Annotated in this window: 18 protein-coding genes; all 18 read left to right on the forward strand. The window is 35.7% G+C overall.

The features are described from left to right. The first annotated feature begins 3 nt into the window (after positions 1-3). The 18 genes from HNR27_RS16260 to HNR27_RS16345 all read left to right on the forward strand — a co-directional run bounded on the left by HNR27_RS16260 (position 4) and on the right by HNR27_RS16345 (position 14,823). The gene (locus tag HNR27_RS16260) at positions 4-591 is read left to right on the forward strand and encodes a MotE family protein (protein WP_429340521.1); all 588 of its coding nucleotides are present in this window, start codon (positions 4-6) and stop codon (positions 589-591) included. Between the two features lie 30 nt (positions 592-621). Next, the gene (locus HNR27_RS16265; protein WP_429340522.1) at positions 622-1,845 is read left to right on the forward strand and encodes a flagellar hook-length control protein FliK; all 1,224 of its coding nucleotides are present in this window, start codon (positions 622-624) and stop codon (positions 1,843-1,845) included. Positions 1,846-1,854: 9 nt separating this feature from the next. Further along, positions 1,855-2,361 carry a flagellar hook assembly protein FlgD gene (flgD, locus tag HNR27_RS16270; protein ID WP_429340544.1) on the forward strand — a complete coding sequence of 169 codons (507 nt, stop codon included), beginning with the start codon at positions 1,855-1,857 and terminating at the stop codon, positions 2,359-2,361. A gap of 29 nt (positions 2,362-2,390) precedes the next feature. Next, a complete protein-coding gene (locus tag HNR27_RS16275; RefSeq protein ID WP_429340523.1) occupies positions 2,391-2,765 on the forward strand; it encodes a TIGR02530 family flagellar biosynthesis protein in 375 nt (124 codons plus the stop codon). A 77-nt stretch (positions 2,766-2,842) separates the two neighbouring features. Then, on the forward strand, positions 2,843-3,988 hold the full coding sequence (locus tag HNR27_RS16280; RefSeq protein WP_429340524.1) for a flagellar hook-basal body complex protein: 1,146 nt from the start codon (positions 2,843-2,845) through the stop codon (positions 3,986-3,988). 61 nt (positions 3,989-4,049) lie between these two features. Beyond that, positions 4,050-4,268: a flagellar FlbD family protein gene (locus HNR27_RS16285; RefSeq protein WP_212919645.1), complete on the forward strand. Its 219-nt coding sequence runs from the start codon at positions 4,050-4,052 to the stop codon at positions 4,266-4,268. Next, on the forward strand, positions 4,261-4,680 hold the full coding sequence (gene fliL / locus HNR27_RS16290) for a flagellar basal body-associated protein FliL (RefSeq protein ID WP_212919646.1): 420 nt from the start codon (positions 4,261-4,263) through the stop codon (positions 4,678-4,680). The genes HNR27_RS16285 and fliL overlap by 8 nt, the downstream gene beginning before the upstream one ends. 32 nt (positions 4,681-4,712) lie before the next feature. After that, complete coding sequence (gene fliM / locus HNR27_RS16295) at positions 4,713-5,711, forward strand: flagellar motor switch protein FliM (protein WP_212919647.1); 999 nt, start codon at positions 4,713-4,715, stop codon at positions 5,709-5,711. Further along, a complete protein-coding gene (fliY, locus tag HNR27_RS16300) occupies positions 5,701-6,894 on the forward strand; it encodes a flagellar motor switch phosphatase FliY (RefSeq protein ID WP_429340525.1) in 1,194 nt (397 codons plus the stop codon). The genes fliM and fliY overlap by 11 nt, the downstream gene beginning before the upstream one ends. 21 nt (positions 6,895-6,915) lie before the next feature. Then, entirely contained in the window at positions 6,916-7,278 is a 363-nt protein-coding gene (locus tag HNR27_RS16305) for a response regulator (RefSeq protein ID WP_212919649.1), read from the forward strand. 17 nt (positions 7,279-7,295) lie between these two features. Then, a complete protein-coding gene (locus tag HNR27_RS16310) occupies positions 7,296-7,961 on the forward strand; it encodes a flagellar biosynthetic protein FliO (RefSeq protein WP_429340526.1) in 666 nt (221 codons plus the stop codon). Then, the gene (fliP, locus tag HNR27_RS16315) at positions 7,954-8,619 is read left to right on the forward strand and encodes a flagellar type III secretion system pore protein FliP (protein WP_212919650.1); all 666 of its coding nucleotides are present in this window, start codon (positions 7,954-7,956) and stop codon (positions 8,617-8,619) included. The genes HNR27_RS16310 and fliP overlap by 8 nt, the downstream gene beginning before the upstream one ends. A 36-nt stretch (positions 8,620-8,655) precedes the next feature. Beyond that, the gene (gene fliQ / locus HNR27_RS16320; protein ID WP_212919651.1) at positions 8,656-8,925 is read left to right on the forward strand and encodes a flagellar biosynthesis protein FliQ; all 270 of its coding nucleotides are present in this window, start codon (positions 8,656-8,658) and stop codon (positions 8,923-8,925) included. A 3-nt stretch (positions 8,926-8,928) separates the two neighbouring features. Then, positions 8,929-9,708 (forward strand): flagellar biosynthetic protein FliR, encoded by a 780-nt coding sequence (fliR, locus tag HNR27_RS16325; protein WP_429340527.1) that lies wholly within the window; start codon positions 8,929-8,931, stop codon positions 9,706-9,708. 2 nt (positions 9,709-9,710) lie between these two features. Then, positions 9,711-10,790: a flagellar biosynthesis protein FlhB gene (gene flhB, locus HNR27_RS16330; protein ID WP_212919653.1), complete on the forward strand. Its 1,080-nt coding sequence runs from the start codon at positions 9,711-9,713 to the stop codon at positions 10,788-10,790. Positions 10,791-10,809: 19 nt separating this feature from the next. Continuing rightward, positions 10,810-12,846: a flagellar biosynthesis protein FlhA gene (gene flhA / locus HNR27_RS16335; protein ID WP_429340528.1), complete on the forward strand. Its 2,037-nt coding sequence runs from the start codon at positions 10,810-10,812 to the stop codon at positions 12,844-12,846. Beyond that, positions 12,843-13,967: a flagellar biosynthesis GTPase FlhF gene (flhF, locus tag HNR27_RS16340; RefSeq protein WP_429340529.1), complete on the forward strand. Its 1,125-nt coding sequence runs from the start codon at positions 12,843-12,845 to the stop codon at positions 13,965-13,967. Before flhA ends, flhF begins: the two co-directional genes overlap by 4 nt. Further along, on the forward strand, positions 13,948-14,823 hold the full coding sequence (locus HNR27_RS16345) for a MinD/ParA family protein (protein ID WP_429340530.1): 876 nt from the start codon (positions 13,948-13,950) through the stop codon (positions 14,821-14,823). Before flhF ends, HNR27_RS16345 begins: the two co-directional genes overlap by 20 nt. Positions 14,824-14,825: the final 2 nt, after the last annotated feature.

Raw genomic sequence — 14,825 nt, forward strand, 5'->3', positions numbered from 1 at the left:
ACAATGGCGAAAGAAAAAGTTTTAAATGAAAAAGAAAAAATGAATCCTTTTCTCTGGTTCCTTTTTGCTATCGTGATACCAGTGATAATTGCGATAACATTAACGGTTGTTGTGTTCGCTGTGGCTGGGGTAGATGTCGTAAGCTGGGCAAAGAATACAGGTAATAATATACCAGTTCTTTCTTCGTTTATTACAACTGATGATGAGGCAAGAGAGAAAGCACAGCAAGAAAGTATAGAATCGAGACTAGACGCGAAGGATGCCGAAATAGAAAAGGTAAGTCAGGAGAAAAAGGAGCTTGAGGGAACCGTTGAGCAATTAAAGCAACAGATTACAAAGCTTGAAAGAGATCTTGATGCTACACGTCAAAAACCTGGACAAGAAGACGATAAAAAAACCGTTAAACAAATTTCGAAATCCTTTACGAATATGAAGGGAAAACAGGCTGCTTTAATATTGGAACAGCTCGAACCAGGAACTGCTTACGTCATATTAAGTGAAATGTCAACTGATAATCGTGGTTCCATTATGGAAAATATGTCCCCTGAAGTAGCAGCAGAAATTACTAAATTCTTTATTAATGCAAATTAAGAATGGAAGTACTTGAAAGGAGGTGAAGAAATGGACGCGGTGAGAATGTTAATGCAACCAACAGTATTAACTGGAGAAATTACAACTAAATCTCAAAAGGCGGTTAATACTTTGGGTGAAGGGCAAGAGGACGCATTATTTTCCTTTCTGTTAGCAAAAATGGGAACTGATAATCCGATTTTTTCTGACAGCATCCCAAATCCTCTGAATTCATCAACTGAATCAGAAAGTGCTGAACTAAGCTTATTAGATTTATTTAAGAGCTTGAACTTAGATTCAGAGGAATTTATGAAGGTTGATGAAGATAAGATAGAGAATTATCTTCAATCCATTTTGGTGGAAAGCCCTATACAATTGAATCAGGAAGAGTATGCAAAACTTGGTCAACAATTAGTTGCTATATTAGCAAACTTTGAAGACTTACTATCAACTGCTCAAGCTTCTGAGGATATTAAGAAAATTGCTCCAAAAATTTTAGAGCTCTTACAACAATGGTCAATGATTGAGCAAAAAATGCTAAGTTCAAATACAGTTACTGATCAGGTAATAGAGGGTGAAGGAACTAATGTAAAGGTTAATCAAGCATGGCATGATATTCTTCAAGCTTACCAAAAACGTACGAAACTAATGTCCAAACAGCAATTCCAAAGTGATGCCCAAGTGACTACAAAGGATGTAGTAAAGTGGATTGAAAATGCTCTGAAGAATCAACCGTTATCTGATAAAGCTATTGTGTCTGGAGAGATGAACTACCAGAATAATGGAGTGATGCATAAGTTAGAGCAATATGTCATCTATGTTAATCCGAATCAAAGTGGGCACACTGTTGAGCAACAGTTAATGGAACAATTTCAGCAAGTAATTAAAACAAGTAAGTTTCTAGCGATGCCGAATGGGATAAATCAATTATCAATTGCGCTTAGACCAGAAAATCTTGGTGAGATGATGGTTCGTTTAACAGAAATTAATGGTGAGATGACTGTTAAAATTGTTGTTTCAACTCAAGCTGCAAAAGAAATGCTTGAGTCTAATATGCATCAATTAAGACATATGTTTTCACCACAACAAGTCATTATTGAAAGACAAGATGTTACTGGTGGACAAACACAGAATCAGTCGAAAGAAGACAATGATCAACCATCATTTAATGAACAAGGACAAAGTAATTCTGACCAATCTGATCATCCAGAAAAGAATTCAAACGGGGAAGATTTTGAAGCTCGTCTAAGTGAATTGATTTATGAGAAAGTGTAGGTGAATAAGTTGCCGGTAATTGATCCCACATTATATTTAAAGAATCAATCGAACACTCGAGTTCCAAGTAACGAACTTGGGAAGGATGAATTTTTGAAAATTTTAATGGTCCAATTACAAAACCAGGATCCAACTAATCCAATGGAGGATCGAGAATTTATATCTCAATTGGCTCAGTTTTCTTCTTTAGAACAAATGATGAATATGACCAAATCTATTAATACACTTGTAGAAAACCAATTGATTTCGCCAATAGTTCAATATAGTCATATGATTGGTAAAATAGTAACCTATCAAAGCTTTGATATAGAAACTGGTGAAAGTTTAGGAAATAAGACAAGCAAGGTAATAGCAGTCAGCCAGCATCAAGGATATGCCGTTCTGGAATTGGAAAATGGTGAAAGGGTATATGCGGATGCCATTCTGGAGGTAAAAGCAAAAGGGGAGTCTAATGAAGATCCTAAAGATCCTGAAGCTCCTGAAACTCCTGAGGATTCTGAATCCGCTAAAGAGTAATATGGTCTACAACAAAGGAAGTGAGCGTTATGGATCATCGTATTCATCAGGTACCAAGACAGCATGCCTTACAATTACCTAGCATTAATAAGCCAAAGTCAACGGAATCCGGTCTTGACTTTAAAACAGTTCTCAAGGAACAGCAGGAACTTAAAATAAGCAAGCATGCGAATGAAAGACTTCAAGAAAGAAATATTCAATTAAACGACAGACAATGGCAATTGATTAATGACAAGGTGTCTGAGGCAAAAGAAAAGGGAATAACGGATTCTCTTGTTGTGATGAACAATGCTGCCTTGGTAGTAAGCACAAGAAATAATACGGTTGTGACAGCTATGAATTTGGAAGAAGCATCCAATAGAATTTTTACAAACATTAATGGAACTATTTTAATAAATGATTAGGCTGGACCCTTATGGGAAGCCATAAGCTGTTAACTGATTGATACAGCTATATAACCAATTAAAAGGGGAGAAAAAATATGTTACGTTCAATGTACGCTGGTATTTCAGGAATGAAAAACTTCCAAACTAAATTAGATGTTATTGGTAACAATATCGCAAACGTGAATACAGCTGGATTTAAAAAAGGCCGTGTGACGTTTCAAGATATGATGAGCCAGATGACACATGGAGCTCAGGCACCCACTGTTGGCATCAATGGGAATTTAATTCGAGGTGGAGTTAATCCAGCTCAAGTTGGCTTAGGCTCTCAATTAGGTTCAATTGACAATATACACACACAAGGGTTTCGGCAAACAACGAATAATCCATTAGACTTTGCACTTGAAGGAGATGGCATGTTCGTACTTGCTACCGATCTTGTTCCGGGTGATTTACAAAATTCAAATGTTGCATATACTCGTGCAGGTAATTTTTATCTTGATGAAGATGGTAGGATTGTTAATCCTCAAGGGTTATATCTTATGGGATTTACCAAGGTGGAAAGTAATGCAACTCAATATAATGCTAAAGACGCTAATGGAAATGAAATTTCTATAACCACAGTAAATGGTGAAACTACTGTACAGTATGTTGATAGCAATGGAGAAGTCGTTACTGAAACAGGAGTGACTGTCACTGATAATGGTACAACGAGAACATATACATTACCATCAGATGGTACAACAATTACGCTTGATGGGACAAGTGTTGTTAGTATAACAGGAGGCTCTGGCACGGTTGATTTTGATGCACCTGCAGACTACACTACCTCTAATATCCCGGTAGACAGCATTAATACAACCGGACAGGTAGGTACTATCCAAATTCCAGAAAACGCTCAAAGCTTTAGTATTCAAGCGAATGGAATTGTAAATTATGTTGATGAAAATGGAAATACACGGATTGCTGGGCAAATTGCGCTAGCAAACTTTTCAAACCCTGCTGGTCTTCAAAAGGCTGGTAGTAACCTATTTTTAAATAGTACAAACGCAGGCTACACCGGTCTTATTTTCCCTGAATCAGAAGGTGCTTCAATTGTCAGTGGCGCACTTGAAATGTCTAATGTTGACCTATCAGAAGAGTTCACTGAAATGATTACAGCGCAACGTGGTTTCCAAGCGAACACTCGTATTATTACTACATCAGATGAGATTTTACAAGAACTAGTAAACTTAAAACGATAATAGGGAGGTAGGATGATGTCTCATAGGGGGATAAGCCTTCTATGAGACATCATCTGATACCATGATAAAACTCAAGCGACTTAATGGTGATGAATTTACCTTAAATGCTTTTATGATAGAACAAATTCAATCCTATCCAGATACTACTATTACGTTACTTAATGGCAAAAAAATAGTTGTTAAGGAATCTGAAAAAGAGGTTACTGAACGGATAACATCTTATTATAGGCGGATAGGAATTGTATATTCACTAAGCGAGGTGGAAAGATCAAGTGAGTAAATTAGTAAAAACTATGCTTTTATCACTAGTTATCATTATATTAGTAGGTGTAGTTGCAGCAGTGATAGTTTTAAACGTATTGGAAAAGCGAGATAAGGGCAATGAACAGACCATTGACGAAATTGTCGAGTATTCCTATCAAACACCTGAAATTACAACCGACCTTAGTGATGGAAGTTTTGTTCGAGTGCAATTTCAAATTGTAACTGATGGTAAGAAGGCTAGAAAAGAGATTGAAAAACGTGATTTTCAAGTTAAAAACATTTTAATTAAAGAATTGGCAAAAATGGATGAGGAATCCTTTAAATCCGGATTAAGCGATGTAGAGGATATTCTCCAAGTCGAACTAAATAAAGTAATGAAAAAAGGTAAAGTAGTAGACGTTTATACAATAAGTAAAATTTTACAGTAATTAATATTACTCCGATATGGAGGTGAGTATCTTTGGCAGATGAAGTTCTTTCGCAACATGAAATCGATGCCCTTTTATCCGCATTAACAACTGGAGATATGGATGCAGAAGAGCTTAAAAAAGAAGAAAACGAAAAAAGAGTTCGGGTTTATGATTTTAAACGGGCTCTCAGATTTTCAAAAGACCAAATCCGAAGTATCGGGAGAATTCATGAGAATTATGCGAGGTTATTAACAACGTTATTTTCTTCACAGCTAAGAACCTATGTCAATATTACGGTTGCTTCTGTCGACCAAATTCCCTATGAAGAATTTATTCGATCTATACCGAAAGTAACCGTCTTAAATCTCTATAATGTTTCCCCGCTTGATGGACGAATTATTATGGAAGTAAATCCGAATATTGCTTATGGAATGCTTGATAGACTACTAGGTGGTAGAGGAGATTCTATTAATAAGATTGAGAACTTAACTGAAATAGAGACCATACTTATCACACAGTTATTTGATAAAGCGACCCATAGTTTAAAGGAAGCTTGGTCTTCTTTAATTGATATAGATCCAGTTTTAGAGGATTTAGAAATAAATCCACAGTTTTTACAGTTAGTTTCACCAAATGAGACGGTTGTAGTCGTCTCACTCAATACAGCAATTGGAGAAGTTAGCGGTATGATAAATATTTGCATTCCTCACATTGTATTAGAGCCTATTATATCTCGACTCTCTGTACAATATTGGATGCAAAATGCTACTAAGAAACGAGATCCAGAGGCTGTTGATAAGCTTGCTAGAAACATAGAAAAAGTCTTTATCGATGCAAAAGCAATTCTTGGTGAAACAAGAATTAACATGAATGAATTACTAATGCTATCAACTGGTGATTTGATTACCTTAAATCAATCCGTTGATCAGCCATTGATGTTAAAAATTAATGATGAACCTAAATTCCACGTTCAGCCTGGAAAATATAAAAATAAATTATCTGTACAGGTGTTGGAAGAAATAAGGGAGGAGCCTGAAAATGATGAGTGACGGAATGCTTTCCCAGGATGAAATCGATGCTCTTTTAAACGTAGGGGCTGAAGATGAGCCTGAAAGTATAATCAACAACATGTTAAACAGTAGTGAATATCTTTCAACTATTGAAATAGATGCACTAGGTGAGATTGGAAACATTTCATTTGGAAGCTCTGCTACCACGCTTTCGACACTATTAAATCAAAAAGTAGAAATCACAACACCTAAGGTATCTATTATACATCGGAATCAAATTGAAGAGGACTTTCAGTTTGAACATGTAAGTGTCCAAGTGAATTATGTGGAAGGTTTCTCAGGGAAGAATGTTCTCGTAATTAAAGCCTCAGATGCAGCAGTCATTTCAGACATTATGCTTGGTGGGACTGGTGAGGGACCTTTTGGAGAGCTAAATGAAATTCATTTAAGCGCTGTTCAAGAGGCAATGAATCAGATGATGGGGGCGGCAGCTACTAGTATGTCAACGGTGTTTGATAAACGGGTTGATATATCTCCACCTTCCATTACAGAATCAAACTTTACAGTTGAAGCTGATAACATGCAAGAAGATGTATTTGTAAAAGTTTCCTTCCAACTAAAGGTGGGACATTTAATCGATTCTAATATTATGCAGTTAATGCCGGTTCATTTTGCCAAACAATTAGTGGAGGATTTAATGAATCAAGACCAGGAATCACATTCTGAAGCAGCTGTATCCTTAGAGGCAAGCGATCATTCGACATTAGTCCAAGAAGAAACAAATTCATTTGCGACCACGACAATGAATAATCAAATGAATGGAAATGGTAATGTAGGTATGCAACCAATGATGCAAAAAACTAGTCCACAATTTATTGGAAATAATGTAATTCAAACTAATGCTAATATACAGCAAGCAGAGTTTTCTTCCTTTGAACAACAAGAGACTGTAGTTAGTCAACCAAGGAATTTAGATATGCTTCTAGATATTCCACTTAAGGTTACGGTCGAGTTAGGAAGAACAAGGCGTACTGTTAAAGACATTTTAGATTTAACTGCTGGTTCTATTATTGAATTAGATAAACTTGCAGGTGAACCTGTTGATATTTTTGTTAATGAGAAATTAATTGCTCAAGGGGAAGTAGTAGTCATTGATGAGAACTTTGGTGTACGTGTGACAGATATTATTAGTCAGACGGATCGTTTAATGAAGCTGAAATAATCATACTAGGAGGAAAATTACATGGGTAAACGCATCTTAATCGTAGATGATGCAGCTTTTATGCGTATGATGATAAAGGACATTTTAACAAAAAATGGTTTTGAGGTAGTTGGAGAAGCACAGGATGGTGCACAAGCAGTTGAATTATACAAGGAACTAAACCCTGACCTGGTAACAATGGATATTACCATGCCAGAAATGGATGGAATTTCTGCTCTGAAGAAAATTAGAGAAGCAAATCCAAACGCCAAGGTTATTATGTGTTCTGCAATGGGTCAGCAAGCAATGGTAATTGATGCTATTCAAGCAGGTGCAAAAGATTTTATCGTAAAACCTTTCCAGGCTGACCGTGTTATTGAAGCAATCCAAAAAGCATTGGATTAAGAAACGAGTGGGTTACATTGATTAAAAAAGTTTGGGTGGGGATACTTACAGGATTTCTATTAATTCTCTTAAGTGCCCCTATAGAGATCTTTGCTGATAGTAATATGGTCATTGATATGTTTGGCGAGGATGACAACTCTGTTGACAAACAAAATGAAGGAAAAACTACTGAAACGAAAAACGCTCAACAAAATGACTCAGAGGATACTGGGACTGGGGAACTAGTATTTAATTTAGTAAAAATGGTTTTTGCTCTATTCCTAATTCTTGTTTTAATATACATACTGCTCAAGTTTTTAAATAAACGGAATAAGCTTCTTAATCAAGTGAAGGCTCTAGAGAATTTGGGTGGAATCTCTGTAGGACCTAGCAAATCGATTCAAATAGTTAGAGTAGGAAGTAAGCTATTTCTTGTCGGCGTAGGGGAAGATGTTCAATTACTTGAAGAGATTGAAGATGAACAATTAAAGGCTGAGATATTGAACAGTTATGAGCAACAAAGTTCGATGAAGCCGGGGAATATAATTACCTCATTCCAACAAAAGTTGACAAAGCAAGAAAGGCCATCAAAGGAATCATCCGGGGACTTTCAGCAACTGTTCTCTAGTGAATTAGAGAAATTAAAGCTTAATCGTAAAAAGCTAATGAATAAACATGCCGAGAAGGAAGATTACCATGAATGAATTTATAGATATGTTTTCTAGTTCTGATCCGACTAACGTCTCGACATCTATAAAGCTACTATTATTACTTACAGTCTTTTCATTAGCTCCAGGTATTTTAATATTGATGACTAGCTTTACACGAATCATTATTGTATTGTCATTCGTTCGTACTTCACTTGCTACACAACAAATGCCACCAAATCAAGTGTTAATTGGGCTTGCTTTATTTCTGACATTTTTTATTATGGCTCCTACTTTTAGTGAGGTTTATGAGCAGGGCCTACAGCCGCTATTTAATGAAGAAATAACACTCGATGAAGCATATGACCGTGCAAGTGAGCCAATTAAAAATTTTATGGCAAAGCATACAAGACAAAAGGATCTGGAATTATTCCTAAGCTATGCACAAATTGAGAAACCAGAAAGCATACAAGATGTACCAATTACTGCATTAGTTCCAGCATTTGCAATAAGTGAACTAAAGACAGCATTTCAAATGGGATTTATGATATTTATACCATTTTTAATTATTGATATGGCTGTAGCTAGTATTCTGATGTCCATGGGTATGATGATGTTGCCACCTGTAATGATTTCACTACCGTTTAAAATTTTATTATTCGTCATGGTAGATGGCTGGTACTTAATTACCAATTCCTTGTTGTCAGGATTTTAGTGATTAGACAGTAATATTAAGGAAGGGGTATTTGTAATGAGCAGTGAATTTGTATTAAACATTGCAGAAAAAGGTATTTATACGGTTTTATTAGTGACTGGACCACTGCTTATATTAGCGCTAGCAGTTGGTTTACTTGTTTCAATTTTTCAAGCAACTACACAGATTCAGGAACAAACCCTTGCTTTTATACCTAAAATCGTTGCTGTTTTAGTGGGACTAGTAGTTTTCGGACCATGGATGCTTACGAATATGGTTGAATTTACATTAGATATATTTCAAAATTTAAATCGATTTGTAGGGTAAGCCATGATTGAATTAATTAGTATCAACAATTTCCCAATCTTTCTATTAATATTAGTTCGTGTTTTAGGATTTTTTGTTACGATGCCTTTATTCTCTTATCGCTCAATCCCACTACCATTTCGAATAGGGATTAGTTTCTTTTTAGCTTTTATTATGTTTTATACAGTTGATGCTACTGGGATAAGCATCAATGAAATGTATTTCTTTTTACTTTTGAAAGAAATATTAGTTGGAGTTTTAATAGGACTTATTGGCTATATCATTCTATCAGCAGTTCAAGTAGCTGGTGGGTTCATCGATTTTCAAATGGGCTTTGCAATTGCCAACGTAATGGACCCTCAAACTGGGGCACAGAGTCCTATTACGGGTCAATATTTCTATATTATCGCACTTTTATTTTTATTATCGGTCGATGGCCACCATTTGTTAATAGATGGAATAGTAAATAGCTATCAATATATTCCAATCGATTCCTACATCCCGTTTCATGATGGAAATTTGGTTGAATTTGTTATACAGGCATTTAATAAGATGTTTCTAATCGCTTTCCAAATATCAATCCCGATAGTTGGATGCTTGTTTTTAGTGGATATTGCGCTCGGTATCGTTTCTAGGACTGTACCGCAATTAAATGTATTTGTTGTAGGACTACCACTCAAAATTCTTGTTAGCTTTATTGCTTTACTTGTTTTTATAAGTCTTTATGTAGTCCTAGTGAAAAATCTCTTTCATATTATGTTTGATACAATTCGTGGGTTAATGCAATTATTTGGAGGTGCTTAACCTTGCTACTAAGACTGGATTTGCAATTTTTTGCAGGCGAAAAAACAGAAAAAGCAACTCCAAAGAGAAAACATGACGAACGAAAAAAGGGAAGAGTGGCGAAGAGCCAAGACGTAAATACAGCATTATTATTACTTTTTTCATTAATTGTTATGGCGATATTTGGAAGCTTTATGAAGGATAATATGCTTGCTTTGTATCAACATTCTTTTACAGAGTATATCCATTGGGAATTAAATGAGAAGACGCTTTTTCAAATTTTTACAGAAGTGGCCATTGAATTATTAAAGATTGTCGGTCCAGTTTTTTTAATTGCAATTATCGCTGGATTTGCCTCGAATTTAATGCAGATAGGATTTTTATTCACAACTGAACCATTAAAGTTTGATTTGAAGAAAATTGATCCAATCCAAGGAGCAAAACGAATCTTTTCTTTACGTGCAATCGTTGAACTGCTTAAATCTATTTTCAAGATAGCAGTTATCGGTACGATTACCTTTTCAATAATTTGGATGTATAAAGATGACATGCTTATGGTAGCTTTTAAAAATGCCGAAAGTGCGTTACAATTCTTTGGTCAAGTAACTCTTGTCATGGGAATTAGTGCCATCATTGCCTTGATGGTATTAGCAGTTTTCGATTATGCATACCAACGCTACGATTTTGAAAAGAATATTCGCATGTCAAAGCAGGATATAAAAGATGAATATAAAAATATTGAAGGTGACCCACTCATTAAATCGAAAATTAAAGAAAAACAGCGTCAAATTGCGATGCGTCGAATGATGAGTGAAATTCCGAATGCTGACGTTGTAATTACCAACCCTACGCATTTTGCTGTTGCTATTAAATATGATGAAACAGAAGCAAGTGCACCCTATGTCATAGGGAAGGGTGTTGATCATATAGCTTTTAAAATTAGGGAAATAGCAAAAGCGAATAATGTAATGACTGTGGAAAACAGGCCTCTTGCTAGATCGCTTTATGCATCGGTAGAAATAGGTGAAGTAATTCCAGAAGAATTCTATCAAGCAGTAGCTGAAATACTAGCTTATGTGTATAGAATGGAGAAAAAAGTTTAACCATTAAGGAGAGACATCCATGAAAGCCCGTGACTTATCTGTTTTAATAGGTGTCATATTAGTAATTGTCATGTTAGTCATCCCGCTACCTGGATGGCTACTTAGTGTACTTATTTTAATAAATATCATTCTAGCGTTAATTGTTTTACTAGTTTCCATGAATACTCTGGAACCGTTACAGTTTTCTGTTTTTCCAACGCTATTATTACTATTAACCTTGTTTAGGCTTGCATTGAACGTTTCTACCACACGTTCAATTTTAAGTAATGCAGAAGCTGGTGGAGTAGTAGATACCTTTGGTTCGTTTGTAATTGGTAATAATCCTTTAGTTGGTTTTGTTGTTTTCATTATTTTAGTTATTATCAACTTTTTAGTAATTACCAAAGGTTCGGAACGTGTTTCTGAAGTTGCTGCAAGATTCTCATTAGATGCCATGCCTGGTAAGCAGATGAGTATTGATGCAGACTTAAATGCAGGTTTAATATCTGAGCAAGAAGCTAGAGAAAGACGTAAAAAGGTAGAAAATGAAGCAGATTTTCACGGTTCAATGGATGGTGCTAGTAAGTTCGTAAAAGGTGATGCAATAGCTGGAATTATCATTGTTCTAGTTAATATCGTTTTCGGATTAATTATTGGAATGACGCAAATGGGCTTCTCCTTTCCAGAAGCAATCGATACGTATATGCGATTAACGGTTGGTGATGGACTAGTTAGTCAAATTCCTGCCTTATTAATTTCTACCGCGACAGGTATTGTTGTAACAAGAAGTTCTGCTACAGGAGATAATCTTGGTACCGATGTGAGTGCACAATTATTGCAATATCCAAGATTACTATTTATAGCCGCTGGAACAATATTTTTGCTTGGTTTAACACCTATTAACTTCTTTTTAACGACGACAATTTCTGGTCTGCTAGCAATTGGAGCTTTCTATATGCTACAGAAGAAGAAGGAGCCACTTGTTAAGGATGAAGAAGCAGAAGACCAAGAAGAAACCACCGCACTTAAAACACAAGAAAATGTTATCAATTTATTAAGTATGGACCCAATTGAATTTGAGTTTGGCTATGCTCTCATACCGTTAGTAGATGCTAAACAGGGTGGAGATTTATTAGACCGGGTTATTATGATTAGGCGACAATTAGCCATTGAACTTGGAATTGTAATTCCTGTAGTAAGAATACGTGATAACATACAACTAAATCCAAATGAATACCGCTTAAAAGTTAAAGGGAATGAAGTTGCTAAGGGAGAGCTACTGCTTGATCATTATTTGGCAATGACTCCAGACATGGATAATGATTTAATTGAAGGTATAGAAACAGTGGAACCAGCATTTGGTCTCCCTGCTAAATGGATTAGTGAGGAGTTTAAAGATGAGGCGGAGCTATCCGGATATACTGTTGTAGACCCACCATCGGTTGTTTCAACTCACATCACAGAAGTAATTAAACGACATGCTCATATATTACTCGGTAGACAGGAAACGAAAGAACTGGTTGACCACTTAAAAGAAAATTATCCAATATTAGTAGAAGAGGTAACACCAGATCCGTTATCTATAGGCGATATTCAAAAAGTACTTGCAAAATTACTCAGGGAAAATGTTTCCATACGAAATCTGCCTATTATTTTTGAAACATTAGCTGATTTTGGGAAGTTAACCAATGATCCTGAGCTTTTAGGAGAATATGTAAGACAAGCGTTATCCATTCAGTTAACAAAACAGTATACGAGTCAGGATAATTCTTTACGTGTCGTTACAGTATCAGGTAAGGTAGAAAAAATAATTGCAGAGAGTATTCAAACTACTGAGCATGGGAATTATTTAGCATTAGATCCAGATACCCAACAGAAGATAATACAGGCAATAAATGAAGAGGTAGAAAAACTAACCCTTCAAGAAGAAAATGCAATTATATTATGTTCTCCTGCAATACGAATGTATTTGAAACAATTACTAGATAGATTTTTACCTCAAGTTATTGTTTTATCCTATAACGAACTAGAACCGTCAGTACAAGTCCAAAGTGTTGGAGTGGTGAATGTAGCATGAAGGTAAAAAAATATATAGCACCAACAATGCCTGAAGCAATGAGCAAAATTCGTAAAGAACTCGGTTCCGATGCAGTTATCTTGAGCTCTAAGGAAATAGAAGAAGGTGGATTTCTAGGGTTCTTTAAGAAACGTAAAATAGAAGTAGTTGCCGCATTGGATAAGGCACCACTTCCATCAAAACAAATAAAAGCAACTGTAAATAAAAGTGAGCATAGGTCGAATTATAAGAAGCAACACCTATCAATAGATAATGACATGATGCAAGAGATTAAGAATATGCGACGTATTCTCGAACAACAGGCACATGGTCAAAATAATAAGTTCGAGCTTGATTATCAAGTAGTCTACCAATATCTTCTTGACCAAGAGGTAGATGAGAGGGTAGCTACAAATATTGTAAAGAAAGTAAAGCAACACCTGACAGAAGTAGGGGCTACTCAGACCCCTGCTAAAATAGCACAGGAATTAAAACTAGAAATAGAAAGACAGTTACGTGGACTATCATTCGATGGTATTCCTAGTAATGCTAAGGTTATCCATTTTCTTGGTCCAACAGGAGTTGGGAAAACTACTACAATAGCGAAAATAGCGGCGAACAGTATGCTTAAAGACAAAAAGAGTGTAGCATTCATTACGATGGATACATACCGTATTGCAGCTATTGAACAGTTAAAGACATATGCCAAAATTTTAGAAGTACCGGTAGAGGTAGCATACTCCGCGGTGGATTACCATCATGCTATTACAAAGTTTCAGAACTACGATCTAATTTTAGTTGATACAGCAGGAAGAAATTATCGTGATGACAAGTTTGTTAAAGAACTATCAGTAAATATAGACGGACACGATCATGCTATTAATTTTCTAGTTCTTTCTTTAACAGCTAAATCCAAAGATATGAATGATATTTATCATAGCTTTAGACATATAAAGCTGAATGGATTAATTTTTACAAAAATTGATGAGACAAGACAATACGGGGGTTTACTGAACATACCGTTAGCACACCAAATTGGGATTGCCTATATCACAAATGGCCAGGAAGTTCCCGATAACATTTTAAAACCAACAGAAGAACTCATCAGTGAGTATATAGTAGGTGATCTTATTGATTCATGATCAAGCTGATAGTTTAAGAAGACAATTAAAGATGATGAAAACTCCAAAGCACGCCAAGACGATATCTTTTGTAAGTGGAAAGGGTGGAGTTGGAAAATCAAATATAGCAGTTAATTTTTCGCTTTCGCTATGCAAATTGGGAAAAAAAGTACTGTTAATTGATTTGGATATTGGAATGGGCAATGTAGAAATACTTCTTGGGTTACAAGCGAAAAAGACGATAGTAGAAATGTTGCAAGTCAATTTACCTATTACGGATATTATGGAATCAGGACCTATGAATCTATCCTTTATTGCGGGTGGCTCCGGTTTGAGTAATGTTTTTTCGATGAGTGGGGAAAAGATGGATTATTTCCTTCAGCAATATGAATCTATTGTACACGAATTTGATTATATTATTTTTGATTTAGGTGCCGGTGCGAGTCAAGCTAGTATTGATTTCGTACTTGCTTCTGATGAATGTATTGTAATTACTACGAGTGAGCCTACTTCCATTACCGATGCTTATAGTATGATTAAACATTTAGTGGCATCAGGGAAAAATATACCAATCCAAATGGTCCTAAACCGTGCTGAAAGTATAAAGAGTGGTTTACGTACGGTGAACCGATTTCAAACAGTAATCGAACGATTTTTAGGAATTGAATTAAAGCTTTTGGGAATTTTGCCAGAGGATAAAACAGTTCCTTCTGCAGTCATGAAACAAGCCCCATTTGTACTTACTAATGAAAAGGCACCAGTTGCCAAAGCAATGAAGCAATTAGTAAATAATTATTCTCAAAAGGAGTTAGAAATAGAAAGTGTACACCCAACTTCATTTGTTGAAAGGCTAAAAAATCTCCTAAAGAATAGGTAGGT

Source organism: Ornithinibacillus bavariensis (genome assembly GCF_050433565.1).
In the GTDB taxonomy this organism is placed as follows: Bacteria; Bacillota; Bacilli; order Bacillales; family Amphibacillaceae; genus Ornithinibacillus; species Ornithinibacillus bavariensis.

Bases quoted from the DNA above. Each gene is read 5' to 3' on its own strand.
- fliQ (WP_212919651.1), top strand. From the start codon at position 8,656: ATGAGCAGTGAATTTGTATTAAACATTGCAGAAAAAGGTATTTATACG.
- HNR27_RS16265 (WP_429340522.1), top strand. From the start codon at position 622: ATGGACGCGGTGAGAATGTTAATGCAACCAACAGTATTAACTGGAGAA.
- HNR27_RS16280 (WP_429340524.1), top strand. From the start codon at position 2,843: ATGTTACGTTCAATGTACGCTGGTATTTCAGGAATGAAAAACTTCCAA.
- fliP (WP_212919650.1), top strand. From the start codon at position 7,954: ATGAATGAATTTATAGATATGTTTTCTAGTTCTGATCCGACTAACGTC.
- HNR27_RS16275 (WP_429340523.1), top strand. From the start codon at position 2,391: ATGGATCATCGTATTCATCAGGTACCAAGACAGCATGCCTTACAATTA.
- fliY (WP_429340525.1), top strand. From the start codon at position 5,701: ATGATGAGTGACGGAATGCTTTCCCAGGATGAAATCGATGCTCTTTTA.
- flhA (WP_429340528.1), top strand. From the start codon at position 10,810: ATGAAAGCCCGTGACTTATCTGTTTTAATAGGTGTCATATTAGTAATT.
- fliR (WP_429340527.1), top strand. From the start codon at position 8,929: ATGATTGAATTAATTAGTATCAACAATTTCCCAATCTTTCTATTAATA.
- flhF (WP_429340529.1), top strand. From the start codon at position 12,843: ATGAAGGTAAAAAAATATATAGCACCAACAATGCCTGAAGCAATGAGC.
- HNR27_RS16260 (WP_429340521.1), top strand. From the start codon at position 4: ATGGCGAAAGAAAAAGTTTTAAATGAAAAAGAAAAAATGAATCCTTTT.
- HNR27_RS16305 (WP_212919649.1), top strand. From the start codon at position 6,916: ATGGGTAAACGCATCTTAATCGTAGATGATGCAGCTTTTATGCGTATG.
- HNR27_RS16285 (WP_212919645.1), top strand. From the start codon at position 4,050: ATGATAAAACTCAAGCGACTTAATGGTGATGAATTTACCTTAAATGCT.